Source organism: Chryseobacterium sp. ISL-6 (assembly GCF_018613715.1).
GTDB lineage: Bacteria > Bacteroidota > Bacteroidia > Flavobacteriales > Weeksellaceae > Chryseobacterium > Chryseobacterium paludis.
In genome coordinates this window covers 377403-390159 of record NZ_JAGGPT010000005.1, presented here as the reverse complement: position 1 = coordinate 390159, position 12757 = coordinate 377403, and the positions used below count along the sequence as shown (strand labels likewise).

13 protein-coding genes and 1 tRNA gene are annotated in these 12757 nt (G+C 34.2%); 4 read left to right on the top strand and 10 right to left on the bottom strand.

The genetic code is table 11. From position 1 onward, the window contains the following. The first annotated feature begins 138 nt into the window (after positions 1 to 138). The gene (gene deoD, locus J7E44_RS09450; RefSeq protein WP_214828571.1) at positions 139 to 849 is read left to right on the top strand and encodes a purine-nucleoside phosphorylase; all 711 of its coding nucleotides are present in this window, start codon (positions 139 to 141) and stop codon (positions 847 to 849) included. A 67-nt stretch (positions 850 to 916) separates the two neighbouring features. Here the strand turns inward: deoD and J7E44_RS09445 are convergent, their stop codons facing one another. The 6 genes from J7E44_RS09445 to J7E44_RS09420 form a co-directional block, all read right to left on the bottom strand. After that, entirely contained in the window at positions 917 to 1705 is a 789-nt protein-coding gene (locus tag J7E44_RS09445) for a TatD family hydrolase (RefSeq protein WP_214828568.1), read from the bottom strand. Next, the gene (locus J7E44_RS09440; RefSeq protein WP_214828551.1) at positions 1702 to 2022 is read right to left on the bottom strand and encodes a hypothetical protein; all 321 of its coding nucleotides are present in this window, start codon (positions 2020 to 2022) and stop codon (positions 1702 to 1704) included. Before J7E44_RS09440 ends, J7E44_RS09445 begins: the two co-directional genes overlap by 4 nt. Positions 2023 to 2082: 60 nt before the next feature. After that, positions 2083 to 2724, bottom strand: a complete 642-nt coding sequence (locus J7E44_RS09435) for a tRNase toxin domain-containing protein (RefSeq protein ID WP_251040535.1) — start codon at positions 2722 to 2724, stop codon at positions 2083 to 2085. 148 nt (positions 2725 to 2872) lie between these two features. Continuing rightward, positions 2873 to 3295, bottom strand: coding sequence for an ester cyclase (locus tag J7E44_RS09430; RefSeq protein WP_214828548.1), 423 nt, complete (start codon positions 3293 to 3295; stop codon positions 2873 to 2875). Positions 3296 to 3344: 49 nt separating this feature from the next. Next, on the bottom strand, positions 3345 to 3995 hold the full coding sequence (locus J7E44_RS09425) for an HD domain-containing protein (RefSeq protein ID WP_214828545.1): 651 nt from the start codon (positions 3993 to 3995) through the stop codon (positions 3345 to 3347). A 68-nt stretch (positions 3996 to 4063) separates the two neighbouring features. Continuing rightward, a complete protein-coding gene (locus J7E44_RS09420; protein ID WP_214828542.1) occupies positions 4064 to 4918 on the bottom strand; it encodes a helix-turn-helix domain-containing protein in 855 nt (284 codons plus the stop codon). Positions 4919 to 5102: 184 nt separating this feature from the next. On the opposite strand from J7E44_RS09420, the gene J7E44_RS09415 reads away from it, so the two are divergent. Further along, on the top strand, positions 5103 to 5588 hold the full coding sequence (locus J7E44_RS09415; protein WP_214828538.1) for a DUF4822 domain-containing protein: 486 nt from the start codon (positions 5103 to 5105) through the stop codon (positions 5586 to 5588). A gap of 189 nt (positions 5589 to 5777) precedes the next feature. Beyond that, positions 5778 to 7937: an outer membrane beta-barrel family protein gene (locus tag J7E44_RS09410; RefSeq protein ID WP_214828535.1), complete on the top strand. Its 2160-nt coding sequence runs from the start codon at positions 5778 to 5780 to the stop codon at positions 7935 to 7937. Positions 7938 to 8031: 94 nt separating this feature from the next. Here the strand turns inward: J7E44_RS09410 and J7E44_RS09405 are convergent, their stop codons facing one another. The 4 genes from J7E44_RS09405 to mce all read right to left on the bottom strand — a co-directional run bounded on the left by J7E44_RS09405 (position 8032) and on the right by mce (position 12304). Further along, the gene (locus J7E44_RS09405) at positions 8032 to 10236 is read right to left on the bottom strand and encodes a prolyl oligopeptidase family serine peptidase (protein ID WP_214828532.1); all 2205 of its coding nucleotides are present in this window, start codon (positions 10234 to 10236) and stop codon (positions 8032 to 8034) included. 167 nt (positions 10237 to 10403) lie between these two features. Next, positions 10404 to 11168: a type I methionyl aminopeptidase gene (map, locus tag J7E44_RS09400; RefSeq protein WP_214828529.1), complete on the bottom strand. Its 765-nt coding sequence runs from the start codon at positions 11166 to 11168 to the stop codon at positions 10404 to 10406. A 601-nt stretch (positions 11169 to 11769) separates the two neighbouring features. Continuing rightward, positions 11770 to 11843: transfer RNA gene (locus J7E44_RS09395), tRNA-Ile, on the bottom strand. A gap of 65 nt (positions 11844 to 11908) precedes the next feature. Then, positions 11909 to 12304, bottom strand: a complete 396-nt coding sequence (gene mce, locus J7E44_RS09390; protein WP_214828526.1) for a methylmalonyl-CoA epimerase — start codon at positions 12302 to 12304, stop codon at positions 11909 to 11911. Positions 12305 to 12395: 91 nt separating this feature from the next. Here mce and rbfA point away from each other — a divergent pair, with 91 nt between their 5' ends. Next, positions 12396 to 12755 (top strand): 30S ribosome-binding factor RbfA, encoded by a 360-nt coding sequence (gene rbfA / locus J7E44_RS09385; protein WP_214828523.1) that lies wholly within the window; start codon positions 12396 to 12398, stop codon positions 12753 to 12755. Positions 12756 to 12757: the final 2 nt, after the last annotated feature.

The window sequence follows — 12757 nt, the reverse complement described above, 5'->3', positions numbered from 1 at the left end:
GTAGAAAACAGCTATATTATTCAAATTATTGTTCTATTTACTATCCTTTTTCTATTGAGATTGCTTTGTCGCTTTGCTCCTCGCAATGACATTGTCAATGTAAAAGTTATTATCTTTGCCGTCATTCAAAATAATATTATGAGTATTCACATTAGTGCAAAAAAAGGAGAAATTGCTAAAGTAATATTACAGCCGGGGGATCCGCTTCGTGCACAATATATTGCCGAAAACTTTTTGGAAAATGCAAAACTGGTAAGTAAAACAAGAGGAATCTTATATTATACCGGTCTCTATAAAGGGAAAGAAATTAGTGTAGGAGCAAGTGGAATGGGATTCCCAAGCATCGGAATTTATTCTTATGAATTGTATACAGAATATGATGTAGAGACTATTATCAGAATCGGAACTTGTGGTGCCTACACTACAGATCTGAAAGTATTTGATATACTTAATGTTGAAAATGCTGCAAGTGAGAGTACCTACGCAAAATTTGCCTGGGAAATTGAAGACGATATTCTTTCGCACCAGGGAAATATTTTTGATACCATTAATGCAACTTCCGAAGAACTATCTTTGAAAACCAAGGCTATTAATATTCACAGTAGTGATATTTTCTACAGAAAGGATTTAACTATTCCCGCAATTGCTACAAAATATAATTGTCCGGCTGTGGAAATGGAAGCTTTTGGATTATTTGCCAATGCTAAACATTTAGGAAAAAATGCAGCGACCATTCTTACGGTAACTGATATTATTCCGACTCATGAAAATATTTCAGCTGACCAAAGAGAAACAGCATTGAAGCCAATGATTGAGCTGGCTTTGGAATCAGCATTAAAAGCTATCTAAAAGCTGAAAACAAATCCACGGCTTAACAAAAATAAAAAGAGCTTTACTTAATCAGTAGAGCTCTTTTTTATAATTTGAAAAATTTCCTGGTAACTTCTGTTGTTTCTTCTGCCACTTCAGCAATGCTTATTTTCTTCAAATGGGCAATGGTCTGTGCAATATAAAGCAGAAATGCAGGTTCATTACGACGATTTTGATTTCGTGCTGAAATATTTTTAGGCAACATGAAAGGTGCATCTGTTTCAATCATCATTCTATCCAAGGGAACATATCTGATCACTTCTTCGAGATGTTTAAATCTTCTTTCATCGCTGATCGCTCCTGTAAATCCAAGATAAAATCCCTTATCCAAATAGGCTTTTGCTTCTTCTGGTGTACCAGTAAAACAATGTACAACAGCTTTAGGAAGATGGGAAAGATAGCCATCCGTAATTTCATTAAATCTTTTAAAAGCAGATCTTTCATGAAGGAAAAGTGGTTTATTAATTTCTATAGCCAATTCAAGTTGTGCCTGATAACACTTTTCCTGTATCGGCCTTGGAGAAAAATCACGGTCAAAATCAAGTCCGCATTCTCCTACTGAAACCACATGAGAAAGCGCTAATAGTTTACGGAGTTCATTCATACTCTCACCATTAAAAGATTTTGCATCATGAGGATGGATTCCAGCTGTAGAAAATAAGACCTCCGGATATTCCCCTGCAATTTCAGCAGATTCTTTACTTCCACGTACACTTGTTCCGGTAAGGATCATCTGTTCTACTCCATTATCCAGAGCACGGTTAATTATTTCGTCGTGTTCATTATTGAACTGTTTATTGGTCAGGTTAATGCCAATATCGATGTATGTATTCATTTTTCTTTTTTTGTTTTAGTCATATAAAAACACCTTATAACATGAGGACTGTTTACAGCACTTCTAAAAGATCTTTCGCTGTAAAATTTTTTGTGGTTAGAGCGTATTCTTCCATTGACTTCTTTAGTGATCTTTACCCAGATCGATCTTTGCTTTTTCCTTCTGAGCTTTCGGAATCTAATAGATTCACACAATTGATCTTCTATTTCAGCTTGTACAGTTCTACGCCACTTCTTGTTTCCATACTTTTTCAGATAAGGTCCAATCTTACCATATTCATACGATCGGAATGTTCCCTTATTATAGATATTTTTCATTTCTAAAAAATTTCAGCAAAATAAAGAACCTAGTACGCAATCTTTTTACGTTGTATGAAATTATTCATTGATAAAAGGTTCCAGAAAGCCAATTAATTGGGTTTCTCCATGGCTCCAGCGAATACCATGACCGTTTTTCTCTCTTATTTCATAAACAAGCTCATGCTTGTAATGAAAGAATACATTCCACCATGTTTTATTTTCAATGACATCATTGATCTTCGCCATTACTTTTTCCTGTTTCTGTAGATTATTCCCTGATATTTCGCCCCAAAACATATCTTCCGTCCTTCCAAGGTGCTTTTCCCATGCTCTCTGAGCAATTGTTATTTCTTCATTAAAAGGTTTTTGACAGCTATCGATCACGATATGTTTAAGAGGTGGAATAGCTCTTTCATCACGAATACTTGCAGAGGTAAGTCTTTGTCCCAGAATATCCAACCAATACTCAAATGGAATTGCCTCCAACTTCTGAACTTTTCTTTCTTCTGAATCGTTTTCTTCAAAAATATTGATGAAACTACTAAAGCTCTGATCACGATCTGCTTTTATCTCTTCATTAAAATAAGGTACATCCCAATTTAAAGTCTCGTTCTTATATGCCAGAATATTTTTCTCTAAACTTTGCAGATGTTCATCCGATAAAATAGCACCATATTTTTCTTTCCATGAATTTGAAAACAAAGAACACAGTTCGAACATAATTATATAATTTTTTATAAAAATAACAGATTCTCTAATAATGCTAAAGACAAGCTATTATGTTTTTTTGAAGGTTTGGAATATTTGAATTTGAACAAAAAAAATCCTCATCAATGATAAGGATTTTTGTTTTATTCTTTCTCAATTTCTAATCATTATTCCTCAACTGTGCTAAAACAACAGACAAATTATTAATCCCCCAGTGTTCAGCGTATTTACCGTTTTTAAGGCGCACAATATCAATAACATCAATACTTATTCTTCTTCCAGACGGAGCAATTCCCATGAAATTTCCGGTATGAGTTCCAGAAATATTTTTCCGGGTGGTAACCAGATCTCCCTCTGCAATCTGTTGAAGAATCGTAACCTGAATATCGGGCATTGCAGGTCTCAAAACAGAGTTAAATGTATTAATCATTCCCTGTTTTCTATTGTCAGCCCCTTGTGGGGCAGAATGATTAATAAAATGATCATCCATTAATTCTTCGAAGACCTCAACATTACCGTTTTCAATTACTTCTTTATTAAAACGCTTAACGACTTCTTTGTTTTTTTCAAGTTGTAAATCCATACCTTATGATTGATAATTTTCATCAATATGTAAATTTACGATAAAACATCTACTCGCTCCATGGAGAATGTAAGATACAATTGCAGAAATTTTTTCTTTCGAAATTAGGAATCATAAAGGCACAGACATCGGCTTTAATATTTCCGAAAGTTGTCTCTGTTTTATGTTTAAATCCATCGAAGAATGTTGGGATAATTTTATTTTTGAAATCATTTCTTGGGAATGCCTCTATAATTGCATTTCTATTGGTCTCACTAAGATGTTCATAACCTTCTCCCATCACGTCCAATCCTACTCCGGAATACATCAGAGCAACTTCGTTTTCTTTATGTTCCGCAATTCCAATTGTGGTATGAAATGCTATTGTATCCCAAACCAATTGCAGCTGATCTTTTGGAAGACCGTGACTTTTTAGAAAATCTCTGGCTGCATTGGCTCCATCAACTTCAAATCTCAGATCCGCGCTGCTGTAATGTGAAACCAAACCCAGGTCATGAAAGACTGAACTTACATAAAGGAGCTCTTGGTCATATTCCATATTTCTCCTCTTCCCATTTAATGAAGAAAAAAGAAAAACCCTTAATGAATGATTATAGATAAATTCGGTTCCGTGTTCTAATAACAATTCGGTAGCTTCTGTAGCGATTTTACTGTCGGGAATACTAATTCCGGCCACACTTTTTAATCTTTGAACTGACATATTTTTATATTTTATTGAATACAAAAATAGGTTTAGACATCCTTGTATGGAATGTCAGAATCTTCGTATTACCTGCCAATATTTACAAAGATCTTTCGATAATCCAAAGGCGAAGTATTGGTTTGCTTTTTGAAAAAATGGCTAAACTGCTCTGGTGTACTGAATGAAAGCTGATAAGCAATTTCCTTGATTGTTTTAGCTGAAAACTGCAGCTGCCGTTTCGATTCGGCGATCACTTGTCCGGCTATGATTTCCTTAGCACCTTTTCCACTTTTCTTTTTAGATATTTCAGAAAGTTTACGAGGAGTAACCATTAACTGGTCTGCATAGTATGAAACATCATGCATTTGATTATACTGTTTATTAACCAATTCCAGGAAACGACGATAGATCTGGTTATCAAAATCGTCAAGGCTTTCCTGAAAAGCTGGGGCAGCATTAGCAAGCTTAATCATAAGAATTTTTAAATAAGCCGCCATCGCATCAAGCTTATTGGGATAATCATTGCTTATACTTTCTTTTAAGAGAATTTCACAAATAGCATTCAGTTCATAAAAATCTTTTTCCTTTAAAGATAATCTCTGATGAAGAGCAGCATCATTGAACAGTAATAATTTACAATTAGAAGCACTTGAAGGTGCCTTTTCCCAGAAACAGTCACCGAAGCTTATTTCAAATCCCGACCATTTCGTTTGGTAAGAAAAAGAAAACACCTGTCCTTTCGATATAACAAATACTTCTGATCCTTCTATATCAAATTCATTATCATCAATAATAAGTGTGCCTTTTCCTTCATGGATGATCAGTACCCGATTATAGGTAACACTTATTACATCAGCTTCCCCGAAAACCGATTGGGTAAGTTTTTTTACCTGAAAAGAATCCTTTATCTCTTTATCAAGGATAAGTGTTTCATCATACATACTCTATGTCATCTTGAATATTCAAATTTACAAATATCAAATGTATTAGTGATTATAAGTTATAGCTTTTGACGTATCAAAAAATAGCAACAATCAATGATATTTTTTACAACAAATGAGATATTTCATACAATTTTTTGATTTTTATATAGAATAAGTTTGCTCTGTTTAAAACCTATCCATTATGAATGCATTAAAAAAATTATGTTATCTCTTAGCAATGTTTGCTTTAACAATTACCGCTGCATCATGTTCAGATAATGATGAAGAGATCGTAGTTGTAGAACCTGAGCTTACTCCTTCACAAGTACTGGCTTCTACCCCCTGGGAAACGACAAACGCTAAAAATCAGAACGGACAGCCTGTTCCCTTAACAGATTCAAACGTAGTTAATTTTGTGGGATTTGCCTATTTCAAGGCAGATGGAACATTTACGATGTACAACCTGGATAACTCTCCAAAGATGCATGGCGATTGGTCTATTTCTGCAGATGGAACTACAAGAACCATTGTTGCAAAAGACAATAATGGGAATGTTCTTTTCACGAGAGTCGTAAAAATTACGGTATTAACGAAACAGGAATTTACCTATAGAGTGTTTCCTGACGCAAACAATCAGTCAGTGTATTATGATATTATCCATACACCGACAACTCATCCAGAGCCATAATGGTTCTATTTTTTTATAATAAGCGAAAGGCTGTCTCAAAAGACAGTCTTTTTTACTTTATTCTTCAAACCAATTATCTTCAAGATCGTCACTATCCAAATAAGCATTATTTTTTTTTCATTTTTTCACAAACTGATGTAACATATATCACAGGTCGGTTGTCTTATCAATTGAAACGCCCCCTTGAAAATGAAAATAATTATATCTACAATCGCGATATTAACCGCTTCTTTATCTTTAGCTCAGGTAAAAAAAGATTCGGTTAAACAAAAAGACATAGAAGCTGTTACCCTTGTTGTCAGAAAACCAACAGTAGAATCTAAAGTTGACAGAACTGTTTTTAATGTAGCCAATAGTTCTATCCTTGCAGGAAATACTACCTGGGATGTTCTTAGAATGACTCCTTTGGTTAGTATTGATAATAACGATGTTATAAAAGCTGAAGGTGAAAAGGTTACTGTTTATATCAATGACAGAAAATCAGTTTTTACAGGAAAAGAGCTGAAAGAATATCTGGCTACGATTCCTGCGGACAACCTGATGAAAATAGAAGTGATCACCAGTCCTTCTTCGCGTTATGAAAGTGCCGGATCGGTAATCAACATCGTATTGAAAAAACGTGATGATGAAGGGATGAAAGGAAGTGTTACCCTGAACAACAGACAAAATAGAAAAAACTCACAATACACCAATTTTAATCTTAATTATCATAAGAAAAAATTTACGCAGACCTTTATTGGAAGCTACAGTGATAATACGTGGTCACAAAAAAATTCCAACACCCAGTCTTTATACAAGGATAATGATGTTACCTCCATCAATATCATAAATACGGACCGAAACAAAAGCCCTTCTTTATCTTCTACTTCAGAATATGAACTGAATGATAAAAATAATGTTGGGGTTATTCTGGAATACTATCAGAGCAAAAGATCTACTTTTTCAGATGCAGAAGGAATACATTACGCAAATGATGTTTTTAAGGACTCATATAACCGAAATCAGGATTTAACCGGCTTGAGCCGTACCCTGGGAACCAATGTTTTCTATAAATATTATGATAAAGAAAAAAATAAAATTTTAGATATTAATATCGGTACAAATTATGATTCTCAAAAAGACACTAATGATCTAATAACAAATTATAGTAATAAATCCACGTTGGATCAAATAGGAATTAATTCCCATAATCAAACCCGTAACTATTATCTAAAAGTAGATTATACGCAACCTTTAGGGAAATCAGGAGCAACATTTGAAGTGGGGGGAAAAATGGACTTCAATAACAATGTAGCTCCATATGATCTGTCTGGAAATATGATAGACAGCAGTTTAAGAACAAATGATAATTTCCATTATCAGGATAATATTAATTCCGTTTATGCCAACTATAGCAAAACCTTTTTCAAAAAGCTGGAAACCAGAATCGGAATCCGCTATGAATATATTAGTTTCAAACTGCGACAGGATATAGCAGGTACTTCAAGAAAAGATTCTTATGGTACTTTTCTTCCCAACATATTGCTGAAATACAATTTTTCAGATAAATATGATTTGAGTTTGACCTATAACCGTAATATCTGGCGTCCGTGGTATACGGAATTCAATCCTTTTCTTATCCCTAATTATGATGGATTCTATTCCAGAGGAAATATGGATTTACAACCCAATCCTAGTGACAGACTTTATATGAAATTCGGAATTCTGAAAAAATATTTTATTTCTGCAAGGTATATGTATACCAATCAGGACTATTGGACAACTTATACTACTGAAGAAAATACACCGCCACAAAAAGACAAGACAATTACCTACCCAGGAAATTTTAGTGGCCGGGTTCAAAAGTATTATCTTTTTGCCAATACCAATCAGACCTTTCTGAAAAACAAACTAAGTGTGAATGTCGGATTTGGATGGTACTATATTGACAACAGCGATTTTAATACAAAAAATGATTTGAAGGGAGCTAAGTATATCAGTTATTGGGGTGGATCCACTAATATCTCTTACACCAATCTTTTTAATAAGAACATCAATCTGAGTGCATGGGTAGAAGTATCCAATCAAAACAACGGAAATTCTTATGCGAACAACACGAATGTTTTTCATAATATTTCTGTAACTAAAATATTTCCTAAAACACAGATGGAAGTCAGCCTACAGCTGATGAATATTTTCCAGAGACCTAATTTTGATTCAACTACCTTCAGTCCGGTCGGAGCCTTTAGAAATTCTACACAGTCGGATTGGTATGGTTTCTCACTTTCATTCGTAAAAAGATTTGGAAATCAAAAAGTAAAGACAAACACCAAAACCGATGTTGAGAAAAACGGTGGCGGCGGAAAATAAATAAAATTTTAATTGTTAATAACAGAAACGGACTTTTTTGAATTCTCAAAAAGTCCGTTTCTTATTTAATAAAATCAAAGAATTGTCTTAAAATTTATTTCTTTTTATTTTCTTTTGGTTGATAACCGGGAAGTCCTAATTGCCAGGCAACAAAAGCAAAAACTTCTCCTACATTGGCATATGCACGCGCAAGATCAGCACCACCCATATGTCCACCTTCGTAATCTACTTTAAAAAGTATTGGATTGTCAGAAGCGTCATTTGCCATTAGTTTCGCGGCAAATTTAGCGGGCATCCATGAAACAACCCTGCTGTCATTAATCCCGGTTGTAATCAAAGTAGCAGGATATTTTTCTCCTTTTTTTATGTGGTGGAAAGCATCCATTTCCAATAAAGCTTTAAATTCATCAGGCTTAGTTACTGTTCCAAACTCAGGAATATTTCCAGGGCCATTAGGTGTAATTTCACTTCTGATTGTATTAGTAGATCCCACATCAACAATCACTGCTTTAAATAGATCTGGTCTCTCTGTAACAGCTCTTCCAACAGTAATTCCACCTGCACTACCTCCCCAGATGGCTACCTTTTCTTTTGAAGTGTAGCCTTCTTTAATCAGATATTCAGTACAATCTATTAGATCTCTCCAGGTATTGGGCTTCGTTTGTTTGTAGCCTGCTTTATGCCAGATTTCCCCTTTTTCACCACCGCCTCTTACGTGGGCAATAGCAACCATACCGCCTTTTTTAGCCCACATACCAAAGCTTCTTGCAAAGAATGGACTATACGACATTCCGTAGCTTCCGTAAGACTCTATCAAAACAGGAATATTTCCGGTTTTTTTAATATTTTTATCATAAACCAATGTCAAAGGAACTTCTACCCCGTCTCTTGCTTTTATACTTGTTTCTTCAACAATTACACCTTCAAATTCAGGATAAGCAATCAATGGTGCCAGATTTTCTTCTTCAAACTGATTTGTTTTCAAATCATATTTTAATCTTCTTGTTTCATTGGCCCAGCCGGAACAATAAATCCAGACATCCGAATACTCTTTACCTTTTATCTCAATAGAAACACTTCCTGCGACAAAAGGTAGTTTTATTGGAATATCTTTTCCATTTCTATACAGATAGAATCTTGCATCAACACCATTTTTGGTTGTTGTATAATACATTCCATCTTTTGTAATTTCAAAACTTTTAATGGTTTCATCCTTTTTTTCAGGAACCAGAATTTCAGGATTTTTAAAATCCGGTTTTTCAAGATCGGTTTTACAAAGTTTAAAGTTTGGCGAGTTATATCCCGACATAAAATAGACTTCTTTTCCTACCGGTTTTTTTTCATACACCTTATCTGCCTTATAGTAGAGGGGTTTCCAGCTTTTAATTCCTTTTTCAAAATCTTTCCTGCTGATGATAAATGTATCGGTAAAATCATCTACATCACCCAGATTCCCAATAAAATAAGGATCATTCTGATTGAACTGAACAATCCCTGGGAATCGGCCTTCATCAATATTCAATTCTGGATTATTTACTCTTGAAAAAACATTTTTACGTTTTTTCGGATCTTCACCCAATCTGTAAAAAGTTACTTCTGTATTTTTTGTGTACTCCGGAGAGTTTGAATCTGTCACTGGAAAATAAGTGTAAAAGAAGCTGTTATTATCTTCCAGCCATTTTACCTGACCAACAGTTGTAGGCTCAAGATTGGTAATTACCTCCGGATAGATCTGTTTTGTCTTTACATCCATGATAATGACTTCAGAAATTTCCTTTCCATTCTCGGACATCGAGATTGCAATCTTACTCCCATCCCAGCTTGGACTCAGAAAATTAATTGTGAAATTATGTTTCTGTGTTGAACCCGGATCGAAGGTGGAAATAAAAGTTGCAGGATCATATAAAAACTCTTCTTTTCCCTTAAATCCTTTTCTGTAGTATAATTTTTGATATTTGTCGTCTGCTGCTTTTTTTAAATAAAAGTATAAGTCATCGCCCGTTATTTTTAAAGTTGATACTGAATATCCAGTCCTCTTGTCAAATTTCAATCTCTCATCCACAAAATATTTTTTGTACGGGAGTTCACCAAGTACAGAATCGGTATAATCAGCCTGAGATTTCATCCAGTTAATTGTAGCCGGATCTTTTAAATCTTCTAAATTTCTGTATTCATCTACTATTTTAGTTCCGAAATATTCATCAGTAACTGGTGCTGAAGGTGCTAAATTTGTTTTTTGAGCATTAATCAGTGTACAGGAAACCAAATTAACGGCTATAATAAAATATGTTCTTTTCATTGATCTTTTAATTCACCATACAAAGAAAGCAAATATGATTTATATTCCAAAAACAATCTAACAATGGGATTTGATGATCTATATTTTCAGCATACGATCGATACATAAGTACAAAAAAACGCTCACATTTCTGTAAGCGGTTTTATGTATTTATTTCAATTAAATCCTTAGTTTAATATTCCATTCATTTCTGTTAAAATGATCGGCTTCCCATCAGTAACCACAATAGTGTGTTCATGTTGTGCCATATAGCCTCCGTTATTACCTACCATGGTCCATCCGTCATTTAATTCTACGGCAAGATTTGAAGAGGTCGAGATAAATGTCTCTATCGCAACCACGGAATTTTTTTTGAACCTCCGGGAATCAAAACGGTTTTTATAATTAAATAATTCGTCAGGCTGCTCATGCAAACTTCTTCCGATACCATGTCCTGCTAAATTCTTAATCACTCTAAAGCCTCTTTTTTTAGCTTCAGTTTCCATAAGAAATCCAATATCTGCTATTTTGACTCCACCTTTTATATTACTGATTGCTTTTTCTAAAATAGCTTTAGAAGCATCCACTAATTTCTGATGCTGGTTGATATCCTTTCCAATAATAAAAGATCCTCCATTATCCGCCCAGAATCCGTTAAGCTCCGCTGAAACATCAATATTAATTAAATCACCTTCTTTTAAAATCCTTTCTTCTGTGGGAATACCATGACAGAATTCATTATCTACACTGATGCATGTCCAACCCGGAAATCCATATGTCAGATAAGGTGCAGATTTCGCTCCAAAGTCGGATAATATTTTTGCTCCGTATTTATCAAGATCCTTTGTTGTCATACCTGGCTGAGCATAATTGATCATTTCCTTTAAAGTATAGGCAACAGCTTCACTTGCCTTTTGCATTCCTATTAATTCAGATTCGTTTGTTATGGACATTGCTTTATTTTTTGTTCTTATAAATTCCCACTTGTGCTATCAATAACAAAATATTACCTCTCCGATAGCCCTTGGAGGTTGCAAAGTTAGCAATTTAAAATCTTTCTTATTTAGATTTAAGAGCTTAACCAATTCTAAGTACTACTTTTTTAGCCTTTCAATATGAACAGTATTATAAGCTTTAGTAATAGAATGATTAACAAAGATGGATTTTGAAAATACTAAGAATATCAGTCAAAACTCCACGCTTAATAAAAAAATATATTATCGTAAATATCAAAGCACAGATAGCTGCTTGCCATCCATTAACATCCATAATCCAGGATAACATAGATTGCTTTTTTCTTTTTTTGGCATATCTTTTAAAATCAAAATCATCCTTCCTAAATCTAAAATCTAACATCACATACATATAAAGGAAAATGATGATTAAGAAGATACTATTCTGAATTATATAATTACACATCATTTAACTCAATCATTTTTATAGGTTTTTGTTTGTTATAAAGCAGATAATTTTAACCTGCCCTTCAGTAGTGTTCGAATGTTTCACCCAATAAAACAAAAAACCACTCACATTACTGTAAGTGGCTTTTATATGTGGTCCCACCTGGGCTCGAACCAGGGACCACCTGATTATGAGTCAGGTGCTCTAACCAACTGAGCTATAGGACCTCAAAACTTGGTTAAATTTTGTGCTTGCAAAAATAGTAAAATTTCTTTCACTACAAAACTTTTTATTACTTTTCTTGACAAAGTTCTACCAATACTCCATTGGTGGATTTGGGATGAAGGAATACAACTAATTTGTTATCAGCACCTTCTTTCGGCTCTTCGGAGATAAATTGAAAGCCTTCTTTTTTTAACCTTTTTACTTCCTCAAGGATATTTTCAACGCCAAAAGCCAGATGATGGATACCTTCCCCTTTTTTATCAATGAATTTTGAGATCGGACTTTCAGGATTACTGGCTTCAAGAAGCTCAATTTTGCTTTCTCCGGTTCCATAAAAAGAAGTAACCACGCCTTCCCTTTCTACGCTTTCCTTTTTATAAGAAGGTTTTCCTAAAAGTTTTTCAAAAAGGTCATCTGAAATACCGAGAGATTTTACGGCAATGCCGATATGTTCTAACTTCATAAGTAAAATACTATAATTAAATCGTAAATTTGATACACCCATTAAATTTCAAATGAGCAATTCAAACAAAAGTAGTAAATTTGCATAAATTATGGAAAGTAACAGACAAAGAAAAGTAGCACAGATTATACAGGAAGATTTCGCAGAATTGTTCCGCAAACAGGCTGCAGATAGCAAACAGAACTTTTTAGTTTCTGTTTCCGATGTTAAAGTAACTGCAGATTTAGGAATTGCAAAAATTTACTTAAGCATCTTTCCTCAGGAATACCGTCCTAATATTATGAAGGAGATCGAGGAAAACAAAACCCAATACAGAAATTTCATTGGCCAGAAAATGGCTAAGCAGGTTCGCATTATCCCACAGCTTAATTTTTACCTTGACACATCTCTTGATGATGTTGAAAAACTGGAAAAAGAGTTAAGAGGTGAAGGTGACAATCCTGTATTATAGAT